The 25,160-nt window shown below is 43.0% G+C and carries 21 protein-coding genes; 12 read left to right on the top strand and 9 right to left on the bottom strand.

Features of this window, described 5'->3' with window-relative positions; all coding sequences use genetic code 11:
• Positions 1 to 139: 139 nt before the first annotated feature.
• Entirely contained in the window at positions 140 to 1,555 is a 1,416-nt protein-coding gene (locus tag ACTXGK_RS25005) for a GntP family permease (protein WP_443515063.1), read from the bottom strand.
• A gap of 397 nt (positions 1,556 to 1,952) precedes the next feature.
• On the opposite strand from ACTXGK_RS25005, the gene ACTXGK_RS25000 reads away from it, so the two are divergent.
• The 6 genes from ACTXGK_RS25000 (at position 1,953) to dcd (ending at position 7,888) form a co-directional block, all read left to right on the top strand.
• Complete coding sequence (locus tag ACTXGK_RS25000; RefSeq protein ID WP_443515065.1) at positions 1,953 to 3,293, top strand: short-chain fatty acid transporter; 1,341 nt, start codon at positions 1,953 to 1,955, stop codon at positions 3,291 to 3,293.
• A gap of 139 nt (positions 3,294 to 3,432) precedes the next feature.
• The gene (locus ACTXGK_RS24995) at positions 3,433 to 4,146 is read left to right on the top strand and encodes a CoA transferase subunit A (RefSeq protein WP_443515067.1); all 714 of its coding nucleotides are present in this window, start codon (positions 3,433 to 3,435) and stop codon (positions 4,144 to 4,146) included.
• 109 nt (positions 4,147 to 4,255) lie between these two features.
• Positions 4,256 to 4,885: a 3-oxoacid CoA-transferase subunit B gene (locus ACTXGK_RS24990; protein ID WP_394211580.1), complete on the top strand. Its 630-nt coding sequence runs from the start codon at positions 4,256 to 4,258 to the stop codon at positions 4,883 to 4,885.
• 42 nt (positions 4,886 to 4,927) lie between these two features.
• On the top strand, positions 4,928 to 5,728 hold the full coding sequence (locus ACTXGK_RS24985; protein ID WP_443515069.1) for a 3-hydroxybutyrate dehydrogenase: 801 nt from the start codon (positions 4,928 to 4,930) through the stop codon (positions 5,726 to 5,728).
• 209 nt (positions 5,729 to 5,937) lie between these two features.
• Positions 5,938 to 7,170, top strand: a complete 1,233-nt coding sequence (gene apbC / locus ACTXGK_RS24980) for an iron-sulfur cluster carrier protein ApbC (RefSeq protein ID WP_443515071.1) — start codon at positions 5,938 to 5,940, stop codon at positions 7,168 to 7,170.
• 142 nt (positions 7,171 to 7,312) lie between these two features.
• Positions 7,313 to 7,888: a dCTP deaminase gene (gene dcd, locus ACTXGK_RS24975; RefSeq protein ID WP_058024138.1), complete on the top strand. Its 576-nt coding sequence runs from the start codon at positions 7,313 to 7,315 to the stop codon at positions 7,886 to 7,888.
• 104 nt (positions 7,889 to 7,992) lie between these two features.
• Here dcd and ACTXGK_RS24970 read toward each other — a convergent pair whose 3' ends face one another.
• The 6 genes from ACTXGK_RS24970 to ACTXGK_RS24945 all read right to left on the bottom strand — a co-directional run bounded on the left by ACTXGK_RS24970 (position 7,993) and on the right by ACTXGK_RS24945 (position 14,364).
• Entirely contained in the window at positions 7,993 to 8,430 is a 438-nt protein-coding gene (locus ACTXGK_RS24970) for a ClpXP protease specificity-enhancing factor (protein ID WP_238037387.1), read from the bottom strand.
• Positions 8,431 to 8,562: 132 nt separating this feature from the next.
• Positions 8,563 to 9,177, bottom strand: a complete 615-nt coding sequence (locus ACTXGK_RS24965) for a glutathione S-transferase N-terminal domain-containing protein (RefSeq protein ID WP_058024136.1) — start codon at positions 9,175 to 9,177, stop codon at positions 8,563 to 8,565.
• Positions 9,178 to 9,372: 195 nt separating this feature from the next.
• Complete coding sequence (locus ACTXGK_RS24960; RefSeq protein WP_290177728.1) at positions 9,373 to 10,086, bottom strand: cytochrome c1; 714 nt, start codon at positions 10,084 to 10,086, stop codon at positions 9,373 to 9,375.
• Positions 10,086 to 11,291, bottom strand: a complete 1,206-nt coding sequence (locus ACTXGK_RS24955) for a cytochrome b (RefSeq protein WP_443515427.1) — start codon at positions 11,289 to 11,291, stop codon at positions 10,086 to 10,088. The genes ACTXGK_RS24960 and ACTXGK_RS24955 overlap by 1 nt, the downstream gene beginning before the upstream one ends.
• 22 nt (positions 11,292 to 11,313) lie before the next feature.
• Positions 11,314 to 11,898: a ubiquinol-cytochrome c reductase iron-sulfur subunit gene (petA, locus tag ACTXGK_RS24950; protein WP_394211590.1), complete on the bottom strand. Its 585-nt coding sequence runs from the start codon at positions 11,896 to 11,898 to the stop codon at positions 11,314 to 11,316.
• A gap of 522 nt (positions 11,899 to 12,420) precedes the next feature.
• Positions 12,421 to 14,364 (bottom strand): ATP-binding cassette domain-containing protein, encoded by a 1,944-nt coding sequence (locus ACTXGK_RS24945; RefSeq protein ID WP_443515075.1) that lies wholly within the window; start codon positions 14,362 to 14,364, stop codon positions 12,421 to 12,423.
• Between the two features lie 240 nt (positions 14,365 to 14,604).
• On the opposite strand from ACTXGK_RS24945, the gene ACTXGK_RS24940 reads away from it, so the two are divergent.
• The 3 genes from ACTXGK_RS24940 (at position 14,605) to ACTXGK_RS24930 (ending at position 18,287) form a co-directional block, all read left to right on the top strand.
• Complete coding sequence (locus ACTXGK_RS24940) at positions 14,605 to 14,862, top strand: SlyX family protein (protein ID WP_443515077.1); 258 nt, start codon at positions 14,605 to 14,607, stop codon at positions 14,860 to 14,862.
• A 220-nt stretch (positions 14,863 to 15,082) separates the two neighbouring features.
• Entirely contained in the window at positions 15,083 to 16,474 is a 1,392-nt protein-coding gene (locus tag ACTXGK_RS24935; protein ID WP_443515079.1) for an outer membrane protein transport protein, read from the top strand.
• 370 nt (positions 16,475 to 16,844) lie between these two features.
• Entirely contained in the window at positions 16,845 to 18,287 is a 1,443-nt protein-coding gene (locus tag ACTXGK_RS24930) for an outer membrane protein transport protein (protein WP_443515081.1), read from the top strand.
• Between the two features lie 465 nt (positions 18,288 to 18,752).
• On the opposite strand, the gene putP is transcribed toward ACTXGK_RS24930, so the two are convergent.
• Both putP and ACTXGK_RS24920 read right to left on the bottom strand, forming a co-directional pair.
• Positions 18,753 to 20,252 (bottom strand): sodium/proline symporter PutP, encoded by a 1,500-nt coding sequence (gene putP, locus ACTXGK_RS24925; protein WP_443515083.1) that lies wholly within the window; start codon positions 20,250 to 20,252, stop codon positions 18,753 to 18,755.
• A gap of 474 nt (positions 20,253 to 20,726) precedes the next feature.
• On the bottom strand, positions 20,727 to 21,599 hold the full coding sequence (locus ACTXGK_RS24920; RefSeq protein ID WP_058023799.1) for a LysR family transcriptional regulator: 873 nt from the start codon (positions 21,597 to 21,599) through the stop codon (positions 20,727 to 20,729).
• A 473-nt stretch (positions 21,600 to 22,072) separates the two neighbouring features.
• Here ACTXGK_RS24920 and leuC point away from each other — a divergent pair, with 473 nt between their 5' ends.
• From leuC to ACTXGK_RS24905, 3 genes are all read left to right on the top strand, one after another.
• On the top strand, positions 22,073 to 23,491 hold the full coding sequence (leuC, locus tag ACTXGK_RS24915) for a 3-isopropylmalate dehydratase large subunit (RefSeq protein WP_186474764.1): 1,419 nt from the start codon (positions 22,073 to 22,075) through the stop codon (positions 23,489 to 23,491).
• Between the two features lie 141 nt (positions 23,492 to 23,632).
• Positions 23,633 to 24,283 carry a 3-isopropylmalate dehydratase small subunit gene (gene leuD, locus ACTXGK_RS24910; RefSeq protein WP_201599633.1) on the top strand — a complete coding sequence of 217 codons (651 nt, stop codon included), beginning with the start codon at positions 23,633 to 23,635 and terminating at the stop codon, positions 24,281 to 24,283.
• Positions 24,284 to 24,422: 139 nt separating this feature from the next.
• The gene (locus ACTXGK_RS24905; protein ID WP_443515086.1) at positions 24,423 to 25,142 is read left to right on the top strand and encodes a hypothetical protein; all 720 of its coding nucleotides are present in this window, start codon (positions 24,423 to 24,425) and stop codon (positions 25,140 to 25,142) included.
• The last annotated feature ends 18 nt before the right edge of the window (positions 25,143 to 25,160 follow it).

Here is a 25,160-nt window from a genome sequence, read left to right as displayed (position 1 = left end):
AATAACAGCCTTGCACCGTATTTTTATGGTTATAAAGCAGTCATAAAAAACCCACTAGGCATGATGCTAAGTGGGTTTTTGTTTATTAAATATTCGCTTAGATATCAGTCGTTAGTAATAACAAATAATTTAAGCTATCTTAGAATGAACCGAACATCGTACCTAAGATGATAACAGCAACCACAGCGACCAATGGAATAACCATCGTAACCATTGCCAAATTCAAATAAGACTGCTTATGAGTCAGGCCACAGATGGCAAATAGGGTGATGACCGCGCCACTGTGCGGAAGCGTATCAAGACCACCTGCCGCCATAACGGCTACGCGGTGCATCAGCTCAGGGTCGATACCCGCATTGACTGCCATTCTTAGATAATCTTCACCCAATGTAGATAGTGCAATACTCAAACCACCAGACGATGAACCTGTGATACCAGCAAGCGTGGTCATAGCAACGGCTTCTGAGATTAGAGGATTGTCAGGAGTAAGGTTTAAAATGCTATCACGAATGATAAGGAAGCCTGCAAGCGAGGCGATAACCGCGCCGTAACCCACTTCTGAGGCGGTATTAAAAATAGGCAACATCGAGTCATAAGTACCGCGGTTGATAGTTTTTTGTAGGTTATTCCAATGTCCAATACGTAGCAATATTAGCACCACACAAGCAACGACCAATGAGATAATAATTGACCATAACCCAAGCGAGCCTGCAATATTCAAGTCTGGGAATTGAGTTTGTAGGCTACTGAAATCTATCGATGGGAATACCACATAGGTCAATATAGCGTTCAAGCCAATGACCAATACCAGCGGAATCATGGCAACGGTGAATGAAGTATGATGAGTATTTAATACCTCAGCTTCTTTTGCCGCCGCTCCAACGCCGCCTACATCCTCTTCATCATGCTGACCATAGCCTTCGCCCGCTGCATTGGCTTTTTTGGCACGTGACTGAAGCCACAACCAACCACAGATAAACATGATTGTACCGCCAATGATACCCAAAATAGGCGCGGCAAATACGTTGGTGTTGTAGTAAGGAATGGGAATAGCGTTTTGGATGGCTGGCGTGCCCGGTAATGCGGTCATCGTAAACGTAAATGACCCTAGGGCAATCGCTGCTGGAATCAAACGTTTTGGAATGTCTGCCGCTTTGAATAAGTCTTTGGCGATTGGATAAATAGCAAAAGCCACAACGAACAACGAGACGCCGCCATAAGTCAAAATAGCACAGACCAAAATCACTGCAAGTATAGCTTTGCTGGCACCGAGCTTTTCGACGACGGTATTAGCAATGGCAGTTGCCGCGCCAGAGTCAGCCATCAAACGCCCAAACAGTGCCCCTAGCAAGAATATCGGGAAGAATTTAAGTAAAAATCCACTTAACGCGCCCATAAAGACATCGGTATAAGCGGGGATGGTATTTAAGAAGTCACCTGACAACAAGACTGCTAGCGTCGCCATAATCGGTGCTAGAATCAGCACAGAGTAACCGCGATAAGCAAAAAACATGAGTAATAATAGGGTGATGACAATCGCAAATGTACTAAACATGATAGCCCTCCTTGGCAAAATTAAGACAGCGAGTATGTCGCGCTTATTGATGTAGGTCAATAAAGTTAATCAAAAAACCTTATTTATTATATTTTATTAAACATAAATCCAGTTGCGGTATTATTGAAGGATAAGAAATGCTTTGTTGACTCGCGTACTCTTGGGTTATTTTCTAATCACTAAGCAACTAGGCGCTACGAAAATAATATGTTAAGTTAGCATAAGTATTTTATACATGATATACCGATATAATATGTATTATTATAAATAAAAATATAAAGTATAATGTTTGATATGAGTCGCGCTTATCAAATGGAAGTTTGTTGATAATAAGCGCTAACCATAAAAACTGGTCATAAATCTCATCACAAACAGCAAATTTACAAGGAATGTGAATATGTTTAGTGCCATCACTAACGTGAGCGTGCAGCTGGTCAATCGCTACCTACCATCTCCGTTTGTCTTTTCAATTGTTTTAACGCTCATTGCCTTTGTTGTTGGCTTGGCTATTACTGGTCAAGATATGATTGCGATGGCAGGGCACTGGGGCAATGGACTGTGGTCATTACATAGCTTTGCGATGCAAATGGCGCTAATTTTGGTCACAGGTTACGCGTTTGCGAGTGCGCCATTCATTCAACGCTTATTGGATAATTTTGCCAGCAGAGTTCATTCTCCTACGACTGCCATTATCGTATCCACCTTGGTTGGGCTGGTCGGTTCGTGGATGAACTGGGGTTTTGGTCTGATTATCGGGGCCATTTTTGCCAAAGCACTGGCAAAGAAAGTCACCAATGTTGATTATCCTTTACTCGTTGCTGCAGCTTATTCGGGTTTTGTGATTTGGCATGGTGGCTTCTCAGGCTCGATACCACTGACGCTTAGTTCGGGTGGCGATACGCTACTGACGCTATCTGGCAATACGATGACCGAAGCAGTACCTTTATCTCAGACTGTATTCGCAGGCTATAACTTACTGATTGTGGGTTTGCTCATTATTATCTTGCCGCTGCTAAACCGCTTTATGCACCCCAAAAATCCTACCGTGATTGATCCAAAGCTGATTAAGGAAGAAGTGTACGTCGCGCCTCCCAGAGAGACACCCGCGCAAAAGCTCGATGACAGTCGTATCATCGCTGTGATATTGCTGGCGTTGGCACTAATGTACTATATCAGCGAGTTTGGCAATAACGGTTTTAATTTAGGGTTAAATATCGTGATTGGGCTATTTCTATTCATTGGTTTGTTATCGCATGGCACGCTAGAGCGCTATTATCGGGCAGTATATTCAGGCATTGGTGGCATCACAGGTATTGTGTTGTTATTCCCGTTCTATGGCGGCATCATGGGAATTATGACGGGTGCTAATGCTGATGGTATCTCTATCAGTACGCAAGTTACCGAGTTTTTTGTCAATTCTGCTTCCGCAGACAGTTTCCCAATATTTGCATTTCTAAGTGCTGGCTTGGTCAATGTCTTTGTACCATCGGGCGGTGGACAATTTGCTGTGCAAGGCCCCGTTATGATTCCAGCTGGCATTGAGCTGGGTGTCAATCCAGCTATCACTGCGATGGCGATTGCATGGGGTGATGCATGGACCAATATGATTCAACCGTTTTGGGCCTTGCCACTATTGGGTATCGCAGGTTTAGACGCGAGAGCAATTATGGGTTACTGCCTGATCGTGCTTGCCGTATCTGGCGCAGTCATAATGGGTGTGTTTTGGTTGGTGGTATAAGGTTGTAATGCTTAAAGAAATAAGAGTCGTAAAATAAAATGAGTGAAAAGCAGTAAATCAAATGGATACTTGATATAACTAGGTCAGTATGAGCTTTACATAAATTAAAAAATATAAATGATAATCATAGGAGATAAGCATGAGTCAATCAAAAGTATATAACAGTGCCGAAGAGGCGTTAAGTGGCATCGTCAGTGATGGGCAAACACTCGCTATCGGTGGTTTTGGTCTATGCGGTATTCCAGAAGCGTTGATCGAAGCACTACGTGATAGTGGCGTTAAAGAGTTGACCTGTATCAGCAACAACGCTGGCGTCGATGATTTCGGTCTGGGTCTGCTACTACAGACCCGCCAAATCAAAAAGATGATTTCATCATACGTGGGCGAAAACAAAGAGTTTGAGCGCCAGTATTTGGCGGGCGAGTTAGAAGTTGAGCTAACCCCGCAAGGTACATTGGCCGAAAAGCTACGCTCAGGTGGTGCGGGTATTCCTGCATTTTACACAGCAACAGGTGTGGGCACGTTGGTTGCCGAAGGTAAAGAAACGCGTGATTTTGATGGTCGTACTTATGTATTAGAGCATTCATTGCGCGCGGATGTAGCACTCATCAAAGCACAGAAGGCCGATAAAGCCGGTAACTTGATATTTAATAAAACCGCTCGTAATTTCAACCCAGATTGCGCGATGGCGGGAAAAATCACCATCGTCGAAGTAGAAGAAATCGTCGAGACAGGCACATTTGATCCAGATGAAGTGCATCTGCCGGGTATCTTCGTTCAACGTATTGTATTGAATGCTAGCCCTGAAAAACGTATCGAAAAAACCACGACTAAAGCGGTAGAAAGCGCTTAGATAAAATCATGGTTGAGACTTATCGCCAGTTTTTAGACGGATAGTAGTTTAAATAATTAGCGATTCAGATAAATAACAATAGAATATCGTAAAAAATAAGGAAATCAGTATGGCATGGACAAGAGAACAAATGGCGCAACGCGCTGCAAAAGAGCTACAAGACGGCTATTACGTCAACTTGGGCATTGGCCTACCAACGCTAGTCGCTAACTATATTCCAGAAGGCGTGGATGTATGGCTACAATCAGAGAACGGCTTGCTGGGTATTGGTGAGTTTCCTACAGCAGAAAACGTCGATGCGGACTTGATTAATGCGGGTAAGCAAACCGTGACCGCAGAAGCGGGTGCCAGTTATTTTAGCAGCTCAGAGTCCTTTTCGATGATTCGCGGTGGTCATGTCAACTTGGCGATATTAGGCGCAATGGAAGTCTCAGAACAAGGTGACCTTGCTAACTGGATGATTCCCAAAAAAATGGTCAAAGGCATGGGCGGTGCGATGGATTTGGTCGCAGGCGTACAGCGTGTGATTGTATTGATGGAGCAGGTAAATAAGCACGGCGATCCAAAAATTTTAGCCAACTGTGAGCTACCATTGACGGGCAAGGGCGTGGTCGATCGTATCATCACTGAGCTTGCCGTATTAGATGTTACTGATAATGGTCTAAAACTGGTTGAATTAGCAGATGGTGTTAGCTTTGACGAGTTACAAGAAAAAACGCCAGTCAGCATTGCTCAATAGAATTTATCTCCTAATATCTATAGATCATAATAAGGAACCTATATGGCCACCCAATTACAGCAGGACTTGACAGGTAAAGTAGCATTGGTCACTGGCTCTGCAAGTGGTATCGGGCGTGATATCGCTGAAACTTATGCAAAAGCAGGCGCTATGGTTGGTATTGCCGATATCAATCTTGAAGCAGCACAGCAAACGGTTGATGCCATTGAAGCAGATGGCGGGCGTGCTCTCGCGATTGCGATGGATGTGACCTCTGAAGATGCGGTAAACGAAGGTGTACAGAAATTGGTTGATACCTTTGGTGGTATTGATATTTTGGTGTCTAATGCTGGTATCCAGATTATTGATCCTATCCATAAAATGGCGTTTGACGACTGGAAAAAAATGCTCGCCATTCATTTAGACGGGGCATTTTTGACGACCAAAGCTGCGGTACAGCACATGTATAAAGACGATAAAGGTGGCACGGTCATTTATATGGGTTCAGTACACTCGCATGAAGCATCGCTTTATAAAGCGCCTTATGTCACTGCCAAGCACGGTCTGCTAGGACTGTGCCGCGTATTGGCCAAAGAAGGTGCTGAGCATAATGTGCGCTCGCATGTGATATGTCCAGGATTTGTTAAAACGCCTTTGGTCGAAAAACAAATCCCGCAGCAGGCAAGCGAGAAAGGTATTAGTGAAGAATCTGTCGTTAATGACATTATGCTAGTAAATACCGTCGATAAAGAGTTTACGACGGTAGAGGATATTGCCCAGTTGGCACTATTCTTAGCGGCGTTTCCAAGTAATGTGTTTACAGGACAATCTATCGTTGCCAGTCATGGCTGGTTTATGAACTAATAGACAGATATTGCGCCTATTATAATAGAATAAACCACAAGGTCAGACCTACTGGCGTTGTGGTTTTTTTATGCGTCCAATTCAGCTACACTGTCACGATAGAAGGTTTGGCTAAAATGGTCACTGGTTTTATCGTTTGCTCAATAGGAGACGATATGAATTAAGCCATGTGCCAAACCCATCCACTTGTATAGGCAATAATAATAGCTATGTTCAACTTTATGAAGAAAAAAACTACCAAAACCGAAACACCGCAGCAGCAGGCAGAACGTGATAGTGCCGTTGACAAAGTATTGCTTGGGTATGAGATAGGAACAGTCAGCATTGCGACGATGGTCACAGGTCTTGAGCGTGACGGCGAGGCGCTGACGCTAGACTTGCGCCTGCCACAAGACAGCAACCCTGAAGCTGTACAACAAGAGCTTGGTCAGTTGCTGCATCCTCATGGTATTACTACGATTCATATGAATGTACGTTTACCTGCGCCAGAAAAAGGGTCAGGTTCAAGCTTACCAAAGCAAATGCCAAAGACAACCAATGCGATGGAATCCCAGCCTTCATCTGGCGCTAATAACAACGCGAGTAATGCCAGTAACGCCAACGCCGAGCCGCCAATTACCAAAGCTGCTCCAACACAATCTTCATTAGCTGCGCATCCTCGTATCCGCCATATTATTGTTGTGGCATCAGGTAAGGGCGGCGTTGGCAAATCAACGACGACTGTGAACATCGCACTGGCATTACAGAAGCTGGGCAATCGTGTTGGTGTACTCGACGCAGATATTTATGGCCCTAGCATGCCAACCATGCTAGGCGTTGCCGATGTGAAGCCGCAATTAGAAAATGAGCAATTCGTGCCAGTGGATGCGCATGGTATCGCGATGCTCTCTATCGGTAGTTTGCTCGATGGGGAAAACACACCAGTGGCGTGGCGTGGGCCAAAGGCGACGGGTGCGCTGATGCAGCTTTATAATCAAACCAACTGGCCACAGCTAGATTACTTAGTGATTGACATGCCGCCAGGTACGGGTGATATACAGCTGACATTGGCACAGCGTATCCCTGTGACAGGCGCTGTCATTGTCACGACGCCGCAGCATGTTGCGCTACTCGATGCGCAAAAAGGCGTTGAGATGTTTAACAAAACCAGTATTCCTGTGCTTGGCGTGGTTGAGAACATGGCGTTGCACACGTGTAGCAACTGCAACCATACCGAAGCGATTTTTGGTACGGGCGGTGGTGAGATTATCGCTGAGCAGTATCAGGTGCCGCTATTAGGGCAGCTACCGCTTGCCAGTGGTATCCGCGCCCAAGTCGATAAAGGCGTGCCAAGCGTATTGGCTGACGACGATTTTGCAACCTATTATTTGAGCATTGCCAAAAATATCGAAACCAATATCAATAAATTTGCCAAACCTGTTGATGACAAGCGTATTTTTTGATGCTTGAAACACTTGGTTAAAAAATGCGTTTATGCAGAAAGGCATTTTATAAGGTCGTCAGTTTTAAAGTCATTGCGACCCTATAAATTGAGCCATCAATTCCGTATAATCGTCGCTATTAAATATTTGCTAAGGAATAACAATGTCTATCAAGTCTGACCGCTGGATTCGTAAAATGGCCGAAGAGCACGGCATGATTGAACCATACGAGCCAGGTCAAGTACGCTTTAATGATGCAGGCGAGCGTTTAGTCAGCTACGGCACCTCAAGCTACGGTTATGATGTGCGCTGTGCTCCTGAATTTAAAGTTTTTACCAACGTACATTCAGTGGTCGTTGATCCTAAAAACTTCGATGATAAAAGCTTTATCGATATCGTTGGTGATGAGTGTATCATTCCACCGAATTCGTTTGCTTTAGCCCGTACTATGGAGTACTTCCGTATTCCACGTGATGTATTGACTATTTGCCTAGGCAAATCGACTTACGCGCGCTGCGGTATCATTGTCAATGTCACGCCGCTTGAGCCTGAGTGGGAAGGGCATGTAACGCTTGAATTTAGTAATACCACTAATCTTCCTGCGCGTATTTATGCGGGTGAAGGCGTGGCACAAATGCTGTTTTTCCAAAGTGATGCGGATGACGTGTGTGAGACCAGCTACAAAGACCGCGGCGGTAAATATCAAGGCCAGCGCGGCGTGACCTTGCCAAGAACCTAGTCAAATATAAAGTATCAAGTCTTTGAACAGACAATAAAAAGCCAGTCATAGTAAACATGACTGGCTTTCTTATTATGTGAAAAGTAATGAGTTTGAATCTCTAATTACTTTAAAACTTTTAAACCTGCTTTGTTATCACGCTTCGGTTTAGGTGCGGTAGCAGGTTTTTTGCTAGCAATCGGTGCGTCGTCGTCTTCTGGTACATAGTTATCATATTCTTTTGGATCAAAGAACATCCCTTGCGAATTTTCTTTAGCATAAATGCCCATGACTGCCGTAAGCGGTACCCAAATTTCTTGTGAGACGCCACCAAAACGCGCACTAAAATGTATGTAGTCATTTTCCATACTCATATTGCCTGTAGCACGGCTGGCGATATTTAGTACGATACGACCGTCTTGCACATGCTCTGTTGGTATCTGTACGTTATCAGCAGTAGCATCGACCATCAGATAAGGCGTCAAGGCGTTGTCTTCTATCCATTGATATAGTGCACGTACCATATAAGGACGGGTAGGTGTAATAGAGGTGGTTTCGCTCATCTAATGATTTCCTATACTAATGATGTTCAATAATGAAAAGATATTTTATTTAGCAAATTGTCGCACAATAAGTGCAAGTCGATTTCTATTATATTGGTACTTATTCTAAGGCAGCTTCTTACACTTGTCTAATCAACGCACGCTTTTTTGAAAGCTACTACGCTCAAACACTCTCGTTTGATATTCAAACAATGGACGGCTAATAGCACGTGGCAGCTCAATACCCATCTCATCCAATCGCCATAATAGTGGTGCTAATAACACGTCACACCAACCAAACTCATCAGCCATAAAATAAGGCTTATGAGCGAACAGCGGTGACAGAGTAATCAACGAATCACTGAGCTGTTTTTTGGCAACGGCAGCCTGTGCTTTATTAAAGCTATCTGGATGCGTCAGCAGACGCTTGCCAAGTACTAACCAATCACGTTGAATGCGCCAAGCCAGTTGGCGAAACTGTGCACGCTCTTGCGGTGTCTCAGGGAGCAGTTTGTTTGTGTGATAACGCTCTTCAAGGTACTCAAAAATGACGTTAATCTCATAAAGCGCAATCTCACGCTGCTGCAATACAGGCAAGGTATGATAGGGGTTTAGCTCAGTCAAATCTTCAGGGCGCTCAGAATGTAAGCGAGACAAATAGTAAGCGAGCTTTTTTTCTTCAAGTAATAGGCGTACCACATGACTGTCGTAGCCGTCATCAGCATACAAAATTAGCTGACTACTTGGAATGTCATTCGCATCAATCATGAAAGCCTAATGTTAATAGTGAAGGTTGTCATCGTAAACAAACTCGCAACGTTTATCAAGGTAGTGTGCGTAAACATTAGCGCTGAGCGACTTATTTTCCGGCTTATCTAGTATTTATGCTCTATATCAAGGCAGAAAAAAGCACTACCGAAGTAGTGCCTTTTTTATTTCTAAAAACTAACTGCTGACTATGACTTATTTAACATCTTTCCAGAACTCTTTATTTAATAAGTAAACTGGTATGAGCAGTACTAATAAGAATAGAATGACGAAGAAACCAATTACTTGACGGTCGTGACGAGCAGGTTCACCCATCCACGCCATAAAGTTAACCAAGTCACCAACTTCAGATTCAAACTCTTCTTGGCTCAACTCTTCTTGCATATTATGCAATACGTGAGGCATCGCTGCATTGGCCAGTACTAAGTTGTTTGCACCCCAAGGACGGCTTGGATCTTCATAGAACGATAGTAGGTAAGTATATACCCAGTCGTCGCCACGTAGACGTGTCTCAAGTGATAGATCAGGCGGCGCTGCGCCAAACCAAGATGCTTGAATCTCAGGATCTATCTCAGCAGTGATGTGGTCACCGATTTGATCGGTAGTAACCATTAGGTACTTTTCGACTAACTCAGGCGGTATCTCTAAATCTTGTGCAATACGAGAATGACGAACATATTTGGCTGAGTGACACCCAGCACAGTAGTTCATAAAGATTTTTGCACCGTTTTGTAGTGAGCCCTTATTGGTAAAATCAATAGGAGCAGTACTACAAGCCAAATGCTCTTCAACGCCTTCAGCATTAGTAAACGTGCCGCAACCACTGCCTTCAGCCATTGCTGTACCAGCAGTCAACGTCAATGCCGCGCCTAAGCCTAGACCAACTAGGGATTTAATTAGCGTGTTCATTAGTGACCTCCGGTAACGCGTTCTGGTGGCTGTTTGCACTTCTCAATGGCAGTGTAGAATGGCATCAGCAAGAAGAACAAGAAATATAGAATCGTAAATATACGAGCCATCAAGGTCGCTGTTGGAGTCGTTGGGGTTGCACCCAAGTAGCCTAGTACGACAAAGCTAATCGCAAATACAGTAAGCGCGATTTTAGACAATATGCCTTTGTAACGCATTGAGCGTACAGGCGATCTATCAAGCCATGGAATCAAGAACAGTACAGCAATAGCAGCACCCATTGCGATAACACCACCAAGCTTATCAGGAACCGCACGCAAGATAGCGTAGAATGGTGTGTAGTACCATACCGGTGCAATATGCGCTGGTGTTTTCAATGAGTTGGCAGTTTCAAAGTTTGGTGGTTCAAGGAAGAAGCCGCCGCCTTCTGGGAAGAAGAATACCACTGCAAAGAAACAAATAAAGAATACGACAATACCAACCATGTCATGCACAGTGTAGTACGGATGGAATTCGATACCGTCTAGTGGGATACCATTTTTGTCTTTTAGCTTCTTGATGTCGATACCATCAGGGTTGTTCGAACCCACATGGTGTAGTGCCACAATGTGCATGAATACTAGACCTACTAGCACTAATGGAATAGCAACAACGTGTAGAGCAAAGAAACGGTTCAGCGTGATACCTGAGATGATATAGTCACCACGTACCCATTCAGCAAGACCATCACCAATCACTGGTAACGCCGCAGGTAAGTTCAAGATAACCTGAGCACCCCAGAATGACATGTTACCCCAAGGTAGCAAGTATCCAAAGAAACCTTCTGCCATCAATGCTAGATAAATACCCATACCGATGAGCCAAATAAGCTCACGAGGTTTTTGGTATGAACCGTATAGCAAGGCTCGGAACATATGCAGATAGACAACGACGAAGAACGCAGAGGCACCAGTCGAGTGCATATAGCGGATGAGCCAGCCACCTTTTACGTCACGCATGATATATTCAACAGACGCAAATGCCCCTTCGGCACTTGGGTTGTACATCATCGTAAGCCATATACCAGTCACCAATTGGTTGACCAATACAATCATTGATAGCACACCAAAGAAGTACCAAAAGTTAAAGTTTTTTGGTGCGTAGTACTTTGACATATGGTATTCATAGGTTTCGGTCGCAGGAAAGCGCGCGTCCACCCAATGCATTAACTTTTTACCCATACTCATATTAAGCCTCCCCAACCGTCAAGATGGTACCATCCATACCATATTCTGGGATGGGTAGATTCAGCGGTGCAGGAACGCCACTAAAGACGCGACCTGCTAAGTCATATTTTGACCCGTGGCACGGACAGAAAAACCCGCCATACCAGTCATTGCCGCCCAAGTCAGCTGCGCCAACATCAGGACGGTAGTTTGGTGCACAGCCTAAATGTGTACAAACGCCTTCGACAACCAATACGGTTGGATCTAAAGAGCGAGTAGGATTGGTACAGTATTCAGGTTGTACTGATGCAGTAGAGTCAGGATCAGACAATAATGGTTTGACTGACTCAAGTCCTGCAATCATGTCTTCAGTACGCTTAACCACATAAATAGGTTTGCCACGGTATTTGACAACGATCATTTGTCCTGCTTCGATAGCACCGATATCTTGGGTTACTGCAGCCCCTGCAGCCTCAGCTTTAGCGCTTGGGTACCAAGAACGGACAAAAGGTGTCGCCACGGCAGCTACCCCAGCTGCACCAATCGCGGCAGTTGAGGCAATAAGAACTCTACGGCGTTGTACATTAACGCCTTCGGCTTGGCTCATTAATACTTCCTCCAGGTGAATGAAATGGGATTATCCCACACTGGGTTTGTGGCTTAGAAAATATACAATATCAAGCCACTTTAGCTGTGCCTAATTTTGCTAATTGTTACTATTCTAAGCTATTTCGGTGATAAAATAAATTATTGCGTTAAAAATAAAGCAACCTTAATAGGACATATTAGGAGGTTGAATATGACAATCATACTAAAACAGTCGGATTATCAATGTTTAACGCTAACTTTGCTTTTATGGGGATTGTAAATGTCATGACCTTATAATTAATAAGGATTTTCAGCAATAGCGAATGATACTTGAAATTAAGGGAATGTTCACTAACTTTCACTATCTAACTGCTGTGTAAGTTTCTGTAAAACAAATATCACCACTCTATATAATAAAGTGGTGATGCTTTCAGAATAATTAATAATGCTTTATCAGACTATCAGAAACTTGTTTATCGAAATACGCAATGCAAGGTATATATGCGTTATTCCAATAAACTCAGCTAGAGTATTGCCAATACTAGCCTTCAAGCTCGCTCCAACGCTCAAGCTTACTCATCATTTCATCTTCGATTGTTAATAACCGCTCACTTGCGGCTGTCGCTGCATCAAAGTCGGTATTAAACCAAGAGCCATCAGCCAATTTTTCTTGTAGTTGAGTTTGTTCGGCTTCGAGTGCTGCGATTTCTTTTGGTAAGTTATCCAATTCACGCTGCTCATTATAGTTCAGCTTTTTGGCTTCTTTTTTAGGCTTGATATCTGCGCCAGATTTGTTTGCTGCTTTTTTGCTGACCGCATTATTGGCAGGTGCTTTTGCGGCGCGTGCTGCCTCTTCGCGGGTTTTTTGCACCAAATACTCTTGGTAGCCACCAACATATTCGCTGACCTCTCCTTTGCCATCTTCATCTTCGCCAAATACCCAAGTAGAGGTAACGACGTTATCCATGAATGATCGGTCATGACTGATCAGCAAAATAGTACCACCAAAGCTGGCTACTGACTCTTCTAATAGCTCAAGTGTCGCCATGTCCAAATCGTTGGTTGGCTCATCGAGTACTAGAATGTTGGCAGGTTTTAATAACTGCTTGGCCAGTAACACACGGTTACGCTCACCACCTGACAAGGCTTTGACAGGCGTACGTGCACGCTCTGGGGCAAATAAGAAGTCTTGCAAATAGCTCATGATATGTGTCTTGCGACCGCCAACTTCGACAAAGTCAGAACCTTCTGAAACGTTTTGCGCGACGCTCGCTTCTAGATCTAACTGATCGCGCAACTGGTCAAAAAAGGCAATTTTTAGATTAGTACCTAATTCAACATTACCACTCTTGGTGACTTCATCATCAGACATGTCGAGTAGGGCTTTGATAAGGGTGGTTTTACCAGCACCGTTAGGGCCGACAATACCGATTTTGTCGCCACGCATAATAGTGGTCGTAAAATCATCAACCAATACATTGCCGTCGTACTCAAGATGTAAGTTTTTGACTTTACAGACAAGCTTGCCGCTTTTTTCGCCTTGACCCATCGTGATGTTTACATTACCCACTTGCTCACGGCGTTCGCTGCGCTCTTCACGCAATGCTTTTAGTTCACGGACGCGGCCCTCATTACGGGTACGGCGAGCTTTGATACCTTGGCGAATCCACACTTCTTCTTGCGCCAGTTTTTTATCAAAGTTGGCGTTGTTCTTTTCTTCAGCCTGTAACTGTAGCTCTTTTAACTCTTGGTAGCGAGCGTAGCCACCTTCGCCTTGGGTCACGTCATAGCTGGTCAATTGGCCACGGTCAAGCTCGATGATACGAGTCGATAATTTATTCACGAATGCTCTATCATGAGTCACGAACAACAACGTCAGACCTTGCCAGTCGAGTAAAAAGCGCTCCAGCCATTCGATACTTTCAACGTCCAAATGGTTGGTTGGCTCATCGAGTAAGAGCATATCAGGCTTGGTAACTAACGCACGAGCAAGTAGTACGCGGCGCTTACGACCACCAGAGAGTGATGATAAGTCATCTTCTGGATCGAGTCCCATCGTTGTGATCAGACGCATGGCATCACGTTCTAAATCCCAACCATGTACCGCATCGATATCATGCTGTAGGGTCGCCATATGCTCACAGGCATCCATATCACCATTGGCGCACATATCTACTTGCTTATTATAGTTAATCAGCAAGTCAGCCGTGCGGCGACTACCGCCCATGACGATATCTAAGATGCGACCACTGGTTTCAGGAACGTCTTGTTCTAGCATCGCCACACGCATGCTACTGTTGGTAATAATCTCGCCACTGTCAGGCTGTAATGAGCCATTAATCAGTTTGAATAAGGTGGATTTACCTTCGCCATTGCGACCAATTAAGCACACGCGCTCGCCTGAATTGATAGAGAAATCAATACCATCAAGAACAGGCGCAACGCCAAACGCTAAGTGAATGTCTTTTAAATGAATCAGTGCCATAGAGTATCTTAAGCTTATATAATAGTGAGGTAGGGGTTGTTGCAAAATTGCCAGCAGTATAACATGCCACCGCGCAACTGTAGTGCGAGTAAATAGTTTTATCAGTACTATTTATAGTTTTTATTCATAGTGGCTATTTTTTGATTAGCATGATGGATTTAACAATGACACTTAGGTTTTACCACCTATTTTACTTACTAAACCTTTCAGCCTTATATTTACGATACTTCAGAGAAAAATATGAATCAATCCAATAACAAAGATACCGCTGCGAGCATACAAGATGACTTGCAAACCCAAGTAATTGATCTTCAAATGAACGTAGCCCACCTTGAGATCACAGTAGATAGACTTGATGAGGTGATCGCACGTCAAGACAAAGATATTCAGACATTGCAACGTCAGCTACAACTGATTTATAAGCAAATAGAAAACCAAGACCCAGAGAGTGGTATTGCCCCATTTGACGTGATGGCGGATAGACCACCACATTATTAAAAAAATAATAGCAAGTAAGATAATTAGTAGTGAATGATCGCAATATGTGTATTTTTAAATGAAGATACCTTTTGGTGACTTAGTAGTCATAATATGGAAATAATGTATTTTGGCAGTTGTTTTAGTGTTTAAAAATCTTTACTATCTTCCACCTCGGATGCTGCTTACTTAAGAAAATTAAGTAAAACAGTAAAACAATGCGGATGTTTGGAGATGTAAAATGCGCCACACCTTTCACTTAAAAACTCTTGCAGTAGCTGTTGCTACTCTATCTGTTGCTAGCGCCGCTAGTGCTGCTGGTCTTGATCGCTCAGGTCAAGATATCACCGCATTCCTACAAGATGGCACTTATGCTGAAGCTGTCTATACCTATATCGATGCGGACGTGACGGGTGAAGATACTTCAGGTAATAAGATTGATGATATCGCAGAATCTTATGACTTTTTTCGTTATGGCGTAAAAACAGACATTAACGACACGTTTAGTGTTGGCGTCTTATATGACGAGCCTTTTGGCGCAGCCGCTGACTATACTGGTAATAATAATTTTGTTACTAATGACAATGCAGATGCACTTATTCAAGGTTTCACAGGCAACCCTAATTTAAATCAAGGTTTAGTTGACCAAAGTATTACTCAACTTCGAGGTGCGCTTACTCCAGGTAATCCAGGTAATTTGTCACCTGAGCAATTACAAGCAGCTCAGGGTCAGTTAATTGCTCTTGAGGCTGCAAAAGGCTTGGCAGCTACTGCAGGTGAAACTACACAGGTAGAGGTACGTACAGAAAGTATTACTGGCATCTTGGGTGCGAAGTTTGGTCAAAACAAAGAATACCAAGTTTATGGTGGTCCAGTCGCTCAGCGTGTCCATGCTGATGTAAAACTACGTGGCACAGCTTATAGTGCGGCTTCTGGTTATACTACGCACATTAACCCAGATCAAGACTACGGCTGGATTGCTGGTATGTCTTATAGTAAGCCTGAAATTGCACTAAAAGCAGCATTAACCTATCGCTCTGAGATTAAACATGATGCAAAAGCTTTCGAAGTTTTCCCTATTGCTACAGCTGCCGGAGCTACAGCTGGTTTAGCCTTACCAACCACTAGATATGCCGATATCGAGATTAATACACCAGAGTCAGTAAATCTTGATTTCCAAACTGGCATCAACCCTACAACCCTAGCGACAGCCAAAGTACGCTGGGTACCATGGAGTGATTTTGCTATCGTACCATCACTATATAACGATGTTAGCAAGGTTTCGACTCGGGATGATAAGGGGTTAGCGTTAGTTAGCTATGATGACGACCAATGGCAAGTAGAGCTAGGATTAGCTAAGCGCGTTGCGCCAGCACTTGCTATCAGCGGTACTGTCGGTTGGGACAGCGGTGCTGGTAATCCAGTGACCTCATTAGGCCCTATCGAAGGCTATTACAGCGCCGGTCTTGGTGCAAAATATAATGTTACCGAAAACTGGGCAGTATCTGCTGGCGGTAAGTACCTATGGTTCGGTGATGCCAAAGGTCAAATCCCAAGTAAAACGATCGTTAGTGATTTCGAAAGTAATGATGGTTTTGTATTGGGTGTAAAGGTTTCTTACCAAGCTCAGTAAATCACAAATAAATTATGTGATGCTGTTTGTTATTAATATTAAAAGCGATCCTTTAAGGGTCGCTTTTTTATTATGTGTTTTTAAAAATTACATTTAACAGACTATAGGTAAAAATATTTATTTTATGACTATAGACCTCACCGTAAAAATCACACTAAGGATAAAAAGTAAACCACAGCATTTTATTTATATCTTATATGTACTGTTCAGTCATAATTGAGAAATAAAGCACTTTAAATGTTGTTTTAGTGTCAAAAAGGCATTAGTATTCAACTTAGGACAAAACTTTAGTAATACCAGTATTAAGCATAGTAATGCTACATAATGGTTATTAAAGTATTAATACAACAAGGACCGTTGGAGATACACAATGCGCACTACCTTTCATTTGAAAACCCTTGCAGTAGCTATTGCTACTCTCTCTGTTGCTAGCGTAACCAACGCTGCTGGTCTTGATCGTTCAGGTCAAGATGTCACTGCTTTTTTTCAAGATGGCACTTACGCTGAAGCGGTCTATACTTATATTGACGCTGATGTAAGCGGCTACGATAGTGCTAACAATAATCCTTCTCAAAATGACTATGAGCGTGGCGATAAAACAGGTGATATTGCTGAATCTTATGACTTCTTTCGCTATGGCGTAAAAGCTGATATCAACGACACGTTCAGTGTGGGTGTGCTATATGACGAGCCCTTTGGTGCTGCCGCTGAATATACTGGCGATAGCAATTTTGTTTCTAAAGGTGACTTGAACGCTTCTATTCAGCAATTAACTAACGGCCAATTTAATGGCGCGACTCTTCGTCCTGAAATAATTAGACAAACTGGCATTGCGCAGTCCGCAACAAGTACTCCTGCTGAGAGAGCTGCAGCAGTAGCTGAAATTACTCGTCTTAGTACAGCAGGAGCAATAGCTCAGGCAGAAGCAGGTAATGCAGGCGAAAATACTAATGTAGAAGTCCGTAGCCAAAGCTTGACTGGTATTCTAGGAATGAAATTCGGTGCCAACAAAAACTTCCAAATTTATGGTGGTCCAGTTGCTCAGCGTATCCAATCTGAAACCAAATTGCGTGGCTTAGCTTATGGACCTGCTACTGGCTATACGTCAAACAGCAATCCTGATATGGATTATGGTTATATCGCAGGTATTGCCTATAGTAAGCCTGAAATTGCTTTAAAGGCTGCTTTGACTTATCGTTCTGAGATTGATCACGACATAGAAGTATCTGAGACTTACCCACTAGTAGGAATTAGAGCTATAGCAGCAGGAGCTACTCCAGAACAGGCAGCAGCAGCAGCAACTCAAGTCAGCAACTACGAAATTACCACACCTAAATCAGTCAATTTTGATTTTCAAACAGGTATCAATCCGACTACTTTAGCAACGGCAAAAGTCCGTTGGGTACCATGGAGCGATTTTGTCATCACACCTCCATTATATAATGAGGTTAGTAAACTTAATCCTTTATATGGTCCTGATGGTCTGAACTTGGTTGAGTATGAAGACGATCAATGGATGGTAGAGCTAGGGTTGGCCAAGCGTGTCGCACCAGCACTTGCTATTAGTGGTACGGTGGGTTGGGATAGTGGTGCCGGTGATCCAACAACGTCGTTAGGTCCTGTCGATGGCTATTACAGCGTCGGTCTTGGTGCCAAATACAACGTGACGGAAAACTGGGCAGTATCCGCTGGTGGTAAATACTTATGGTTCGGTGATGCAAAAGGCCGTCTACCTAGTGGAAAAATCGTTGGTGATTTCCAAGATAATGATGGTTATATCGCTGGTTTGAAGATTTCTTATCAAGGGAAATAGCCTCCTTATATAACTGTTAGAGAATAAAAAAGCGACCTGTCATAGGTCGCTTTTTTATTGATTCCAATATTTTGAATTGAATAAAAACTCTTAGATATAGAAAGATATTTAGAGTGTTTTGTAGAGAGTAGATTAATAATTGATAGCTATAACTTACTTACTAGTCATACGTTGTTGTACGTGTGATAGCCACCTTCCAGTTTATTGAATGGTAAGCAATGTATCCATTGTCGCTACCTATATGATAGTTAGCTATCCATATAGGTAGGGGCATGTTTAGACAGGTGCATTTAGCAATAGTACATAGCTATTCTATTAAGAGTAGATACTCATAATAGAAGGTTAGAGCAGCCTTCCTACTTATAATAGTAGCTACTTAGATCATAATTAATAGCTACCAATAAAAAACCTCGCCATTAGTGGCGAGGTTTTTTTATAGTAATAAGGTAAAGTTACTGTATAAACTTATTTGTTTAGATTCAATTCCATCTCTCTGTACTTAGCAGATACCGTTTCTCTTGGGCCACCAGTCATGATACTTACTGCAAAGATAGCGATAGTACTTAAGATAAAGCCTGGAACGATAGCAAACAACCAGCTGTTAAGTGCCATACCATTCATCTGGAATGGACCATAAATCCATAAGATCACAGTCAATGCACCAACAACCATACCAGCTACAGCACCATTACGGTTCATGCCGCGCCATGTGAGACTGAAGATAACCAACGGTCCAAATGCTGCACCGAATCCTGCCCAAGCATTAGAAACTAAATCTAAAACTGAGCTGTCTGGATTAGCGGCTAGCATAATAGCGGCGAGAGCAACGGCCACAACCGAAATACGACCAACTAATACTTGACGAGCTTCTGGGGCATCTCTGTCAAAGAACAGTTTGTAAACGTCTTTGGTTAGTGAGCTTGATACTACCAATAGCTGAGATGAGATGGTACTCATAATAGCTGCTAAAATCGCTGCTAATAGGAAACCTGAAACCAGCGGGTGGAATAAGAACTGAGTGAATACCAAGAAGATAGTCTCAGGATCGTCTAACGTCATAGCAGTCTTTTGTACATAAGCACGACCAGCAAAACCAGTCATTAGCGCACCAATAAGACTGACAATCATCCAACTCATACCGATATTACGTGCAGTAGGCACATCTTTGACTGAGCGGATTGCCATAAAACGTACAATAATATGTGGCTGACCAAAATATCCTAAACCCCATGCCATAAGCGAAATGATACCGATGACACTCATACCACTAGTAATATTTAATAGGCTTGGATCAATGTTTCTAACAGCTTCAGTCGTGGCTGAAACACCGCCAAGATCCGTAAAGGCAACGACAGGTACAATGACCATCGCAAACAGCATGATGATACCCTGAACAAAGTCAGTCATCGATACTGCTAAGAAACCACCGAATAGTGTGTAACCGACAACGACGCCAGCAGTCACCCAAAGCCCTGTGGTGTAAGATAGGTTAAGTGAGCTTTCAAAAAGCTTACCACCGCCTACGAGACTTGCCGCTGTGTAGACTGTAAAGAATAAAATGATAACCAAAGCAGAGATTACACGCAGCATATGCGATTTATCTTCGAAGCGATTGGCAAAATAGTCAGGTAAAGTAATAGCATTATCAGCGACTTCAGTATAAACACGAAGACGCGGTGCTACGATGATATAGTTTAAGAAGGCACCAAGGGTCAAACCAAGTGCGATCCAAATACTCACCACACCATCTGCATACATATAGCCTGGTAGTCCGAGTAGCAACCAACCTGACATGTCCGACGCGCCTGCGGAAAGTGCAGTAACTGCTGGACCTAGATTACGTCCTCCTAAAAGATAACCCTCGGTATCATTGGCTTGCTTAAAATAAGCGTAAACACCAATCCCAATCATCACTAAAAAATAGGCGCCAAGTGATATAAGCACGCCACTAGAAACTCCGTTCATATAAGTTATCCTTAACCAACATCGTTGGCTTTAATTATTTTTTAACTATAAAAGTTCTGTCCTACAAGACGATGCCTCAAACAAGATGTCTCAAAAAATATTTAAAGACAAAAAAAGCCATTAATTAAGACATAATGGCTTTTTCAGTATCTTCTGTAGTTTTATATGATTGATGTCGTTATATGGCTAGCACTCATATAGAGATAGAGAACAATGGGAACCTCGCATTCCATTTATAGACTGTTGTTGCTCGCATCTGCTATTTATATATGAGTATTAGCAACCTACATAACCAATCAGTGAAACCATTAAACCTACTGCTAACTATCATATCTTACTAGAAGTATTCAATATATGACTATCAGTGTCCTTGTGGTAAATTTTTGTTATTAAAACAACGTCAAGCATATTATAACGTATGAGAGTCACAAATGCGAATAGCTTAAATACTTAAATTGTTATATTAGGATGTTTTTATTCAATAGGCGCCAGTAAATCGAGTAGGGCGGTTACGCTACTAGATTGTGTTAGCTTCGGATTGATAACCACGCCTAAATAACGTTGTAACTCAATGTTGTCTGCCATATCGATACGTTCCAGATCTTGACTGACCATAGTTTGCGGAAGTACTGACCAACCCAGTCCAACAGAAACTAGCATTCGAATGGATTCAAGCGGATTGGTACTCATCGTGGCATAAGGTTTTAGGTTATGCTTAGCAAACTCAGCCAAAGTAATCTGACTGGTAAAGGTATTGGCAGAAGGTAAAATAGCAGGATAGCGTGCTAACTGCTCTAAAGTGACATTAGACTTGGTTGCCAAAGGTGACAAAGTACCCGTCATAAAATAAAGTGGATCTGACCAAAGCGTGTGATAGGTCAGACGTTTATCGTATACAGGGGGTAGCGTGACAAACGCCAACGATAAATCACCATCTAATACGGCTTTGTGTGCTTTTTCTGAATCGACAAAATGAACTTCTAACTGAACAGCGGGATAAGTCTGAATAAAATGTTTAAGCACGGGTGCTAGATGATGCAAACCAATATGATGGCTTGTGCCAATCACGAGCTTGCCAGAGACGATATGCTGAGAATGCTGCAAGTTAATCTTGAAGTTCTCATAATCTTCTAGCCAACGCTTTGCATGCGGCAACATCTCACTGGCGGCCTGCGTGGGCACAATCCCGCGGCCTACAGTATCAAATAAAGTAATGTTAAACTCATCTTCTAAGTTTTTGATGCGCTTACTGACGGCAGGCTGAGTGATGAACAGCTTTTCTGCGGCACCTGAAATACTGCCAGTGTGCATAACGGTAACGAATGTCGTCAAGTTTGTGGTGTTCAAACGGATTTCCTTAGCTACTTTGTGAGCTATAAATAAAAGTGGGCTGAGCCAATTATAACGTATTAGAAATAAAAGTTTGCATCTGGTTAAAAATCATCAATTATTATTATAGGATTTGCCTGCTATAATCACAAGACATCAAGGCGTATTGTCACATATTTATTCTTTTAAGTTGATTATTTGCAGTCTCAAGCGTGTTTTAAGCGTTAATTACAGCCACAAATCTAAAATTATCAATGAATAATATTTATACTACACAAAATATAGCAATTACAGAATATATATTTCAATATCATTGATTAGGTAGAAATTATTGCAAAGTGATGCTCTTACACAAATAATAAAGAGCTATCATGCAGTTGAATACAACATTATAGATAAATCTAATAGTTAATTGAACAAACAGAACCTTAGCTTACCAACAGGTGAGCAGGCGAAAATCAAGTCAGTAGTAATTAATAAAGGATAGCATCATGGCCGGTCAAACTTTATATGACAAACTTTGGAATGCTCACGAAGTCACCAAGCGTGACGACGGTTCGAGCTTAATTTACATCGATCGCCATCTGTTGCATGAAGTGACGAGTCCACAAGCGTTTGAAGGATTGGAGCTTGCCAATAGAGCGCCATGGCGTCTGTCTGCCAATATTGCCAGTCCTGACCATAATGTGCCAACAGTCACCAAAGAGCGCTCAGCAGGTGTCCCTGGTATTAAAGATAAGGTATCACGTCTGCAGGTTGTCACATTGGACGAGAACTGCACTAAATTTGATATCGCAGAATTTACAATCAACGATGCGCGTCAAGGGATTTTGCATGTCGTTGGTCCTGAGCAAGGTCTTGTACTGCCAGGCATGACGGTTGTTTGCGGTGATTCGCACACAGCGACACATGGTGCACTTGGTTGCTTGGCACATGGTATCGGCACTTCTGAAGTTGAGCACGTATTGGCAACGCAGTGCTTGATCCAAAAGAAATCAAAAAATATGCAAATCCGCGTTACTGGTCAACTTGGTGCGGGTGTGACCTCAAAAGACGTCGTGCTGGCCATTATCGCGAAGATCGGTACGGCAGGTGGTACAGGACACGCGATTGAATTTGCAGGTCAAGTGTTTGAAGACATGAGTATGGAAGGTCGTATGACCGTCTGTAACATGGCAATTGAGGCTGGTGCTCGCGTGGGGATGGTGGCTGTTGATGATACGACTATAGATTATGTCAAAGGTCGTCCGTACGCGCCAAACGAGTCACAGTGGCCACAAGCTGAAGCCTACTGGCGTACATTGTATTCAGATGATGACGCAGTATTTGATACAGTGGTTGAGATAGATGGTAGCCAAATAGCACCGCAAGTATCTTGGGGCACCTCGCCTGAGATGGTCGTTGATATCACGCAATCGGTACCAACACCTGACCAAGCCATTGATGAAGCGCAGGAAGAGGGTTGGTTACGCGCTTATACCTATATGGGCTTAGAAGCTGGTCAGAAAATCACGGACATTCAGCTTGATCGTATATTTATTGGCTCATGCACCAACTCGCGTATCGAAGATTTGCGTGACGCTGCAGCAGTTATTAAAGGACGCAAAGTGGCTGATAATATCAAAGAGGCCATCGTTGTTGCAGGCTCTGGACAAGTAAAACTACAAGCAGAGGCTGAAGGTTTAGATGCTTTGTTTACCGAAGCAGGTTTTGAATGGCGTGAGCCGGGTTGCTCAATGTGTCTTGCCATGAATGCTGACAAACTTGAGCCGCAAGAGCATTGTGCATCGACCTCTAATCGTAACTTTGAAGGTCGTCAGGGCAATGGTGGTCGTACGCATTTGGTCAGTCCAGCAATGGCAGCTGCAGCAGCGTTGGCAGGTCATTTTGTAGACGTTCGTACGTTTTAAGACTGATAATAAGTAGCTGACATAATGCTTATATCAACGATAAATATATGAGCATGGTGTCGAAATGGTAAAAATTTATTTACTGTTTAATACGCTTATCAAGATCATCAGCCAGCAAAAATATAATTGATAGGAAATTTTATGCAAGCTTATAACACCCAAACCGGTATCGTTTGCCCACTTGATCGTGCAAACGTCGATACCGATCAAATTATCGCAAAGCAGTTTTTGAAGTCTATTAAACGTACAGGCTTTGGCGTGAATTTATTTGATGATTGGCGCTATCTTGATGAAGGATATCCGGGCCAAGACAACAGCACACGCGTTATTAATCCAGACTTTGTATTGAATAAACCCCGTTATCAAGGTGCTACTATATTGCTGGCACGTAGAAACTTTGGCTGCGGTTCTAGTCGTGAGCATGCACCTTGGGCGCTTTCTGAGTATGGCTTTCGTACGGTTATCGCACCAAGTTTTGCGGATATCTTTTACAATAACTGCTTTAAAAATGGCATGTTACCGATTGTACTAGATGAAGCGATTGTGGATACCTTAATGAAGGCGACTGTTGCCAATGAAGGCTATGAGCTGACGGCAGATCTTGAGCGTCAGGTAGTTATCACGCCGACAGGTGAAGAGTATGCTTTTGAAGTGGATGCTTTTCGCAAACATTGCTTGTTAAATGGACTGGATGATATCGGTTTAACCTTGCAGCAAAGCGATGCTATCAAAGACTATGAGCATAAAATGATGCAAAAAACGCCGTGGATCTTTAACGATGTACGCGCTTAGGTAAGGATTTTATGATCCCTTGCTCACAAAACTGCTGGCCAGTCGCAACGCAGCGTTGAGTTATGGCGGTGAACTGGCTAAAATGAAGGGTAGTTTTTACCATACTTTATTATCTCTCTTATGAATAGTAGCCGCCATTATGAATAAAAAACGTTATGCTCTATCGACAAGTACGATTGTTGCTGCAAGCTTATTTTTGTCAGGCTGCCAGCTATTGACGGGCTATCAAAAAATAGATGAGGCAGAAAGTGCGAAAGCGTGGGTAGGTAAGATTCAACCCATTGCTGGCGAAGTGAACATCGCGTGCGTGGGTACTTACCACTGTGAAATCGTGCAAATAGATAAGACACTGATTGTGTCTCCTGACAATCATGAGCCAGTTAATCCTCAGATTGTAGCGTCTTTACCAAGTTATAAAGGCGCTGCAACGCCCCAAATGGGCATAGAGATGACACCGCTCATGAGTAAAAACTCTATAAAGATAGTGCCATTAGCCGCATCTGGTATGCCAGGGTTGACCAACTATTATGCACGGGTGATGCCTGCAAAACGTGAAGTCCATGTCAATTTTTATCCAGAGAATAACATGGGATACGTTGAGCGTTTTGCGATGATTCATGATTTTGCGGACGCAGGTACTTACGAGTTACGTGCTTATCAAAAGAAAAGTAGTGAAAAATCTGGCAGTTTATTGGATACAGCGTCACCTGAGCCTCTATGTATTGATCTATTACAAGGTAATAAGGTGCAGCGCCGATTCTGTAAACAGTTAGGGTCTGAGCACCAAGGTGAGTTTGTAGAGACAGGCATGGTCAAAGCAGTAACGTCAGCATCTAAACCTAAAAAGACGACAGCGTAATAAAAATTAATTGATAAA

Origin of the sequence: Psychrobacter sp. T6-5 (assembly GCF_052258485.2) — a bacterium.
In the GTDB taxonomy this organism is placed as follows: Bacteria; Pseudomonadota; Gammaproteobacteria; order Pseudomonadales; family Moraxellaceae; genus Psychrobacter.
Note: the sequence above shows the minus strand (reverse complement) of the source record. Positions and strands in the feature narration are given on the sequence as shown.

Coding starts and splice junctions, on each gene's coding strand:
- ACTXGK_RS24970 (WP_238037387.1), bottom strand. CDS start 8,430: ATGAGCGAAACCACCTCTATTACACCTACCCGTCCTTATATGGTACGT.
- apbC (WP_443515071.1), top strand. CDS start 5,938: ATGTTCAACTTTATGAAGAAAAAAACTACCAAAACCGAAACACCGCAG.
- dcd (WP_058024138.1), top strand. CDS start 7,313: ATGTCTATCAAGTCTGACCGCTGGATTCGTAAAATGGCCGAAGAGCAC.
- ACTXGK_RS24935 (WP_443515079.1), top strand. CDS start 15,083: ATGCGCCACACCTTTCACTTAAAAACTCTTGCAGTAGCTGTTGCTACT.
- ACTXGK_RS25005 (WP_443515063.1), bottom strand. CDS start 1,555: ATGTTTAGTACATTTGCGATTGTCATCACCCTATTATTACTCATGTTT.
- petA (WP_394211590.1), bottom strand. CDS start 11,898: ATGAGCCAAGCCGAAGGCGTTAATGTACAACGCCGTAGAGTTCTTATT.
- ACTXGK_RS24965 (WP_058024136.1), bottom strand. CDS start 9,177: ATGATTGATGCGAATGACATTCCAAGTAGTCAGCTAATTTTGTATGCT.
- ACTXGK_RS24990 (WP_394211580.1), top strand. CDS start 4,256: ATGGCATGGACAAGAGAACAAATGGCGCAACGCGCTGCAAAAGAGCTA.
- ACTXGK_RS24940 (WP_443515077.1), top strand. CDS start 14,605: ATGAATCAATCCAATAACAAAGATACCGCTGCGAGCATACAAGATGAC.
- leuC (WP_186474764.1), top strand. CDS start 22,073: ATGGCCGGTCAAACTTTATATGACAAACTTTGGAATGCTCACGAAGTC.
- ACTXGK_RS25000 (WP_443515065.1), top strand. CDS start 1,953: ATGTTTAGTGCCATCACTAACGTGAGCGTGCAGCTGGTCAATCGCTAC.
- ACTXGK_RS24905 (WP_443515086.1), top strand. CDS start 24,423: ATGAATAAAAAACGTTATGCTCTATCGACAAGTACGATTGTTGCTGCA.
- leuD (WP_201599633.1), top strand. CDS start 23,633: ATGCAAGCTTATAACACCCAAACCGGTATCGTTTGCCCACTTGATCGT.
- ACTXGK_RS24945 (WP_443515075.1), bottom strand. CDS start 14,364: ATGGCACTGATTCATTTAAAAGACATTCACTTAGCGTTTGGCGTTGCG.
- ACTXGK_RS24960 (WP_290177728.1), bottom strand. CDS start 10,086: ATGAACACGCTAATTAAATCCCTAGTTGGTCTAGGCTTAGGCGCGGCA.
- putP (WP_443515083.1), bottom strand. CDS start 20,252: ATGAACGGAGTTTCTAGTGGCGTGCTTATATCACTTGGCGCCTATTTT.
- ACTXGK_RS24930 (WP_443515081.1), top strand. CDS start 16,845: ATGCGCACTACCTTTCATTTGAAAACCCTTGCAGTAGCTATTGCTACT.
- ACTXGK_RS24995 (WP_443515067.1), top strand. CDS start 3,433: ATGAGTCAATCAAAAGTATATAACAGTGCCGAAGAGGCGTTAAGTGGC.
- ACTXGK_RS24985 (WP_443515069.1), top strand. CDS start 4,928: ATGGCCACCCAATTACAGCAGGACTTGACAGGTAAAGTAGCATTGGTC.
- ACTXGK_RS24955 (WP_443515427.1), bottom strand. CDS start 11,291: ATGCATTGGGTGGACGCGCGCTTTCCTGCGACCGAAACCTATGAATAC.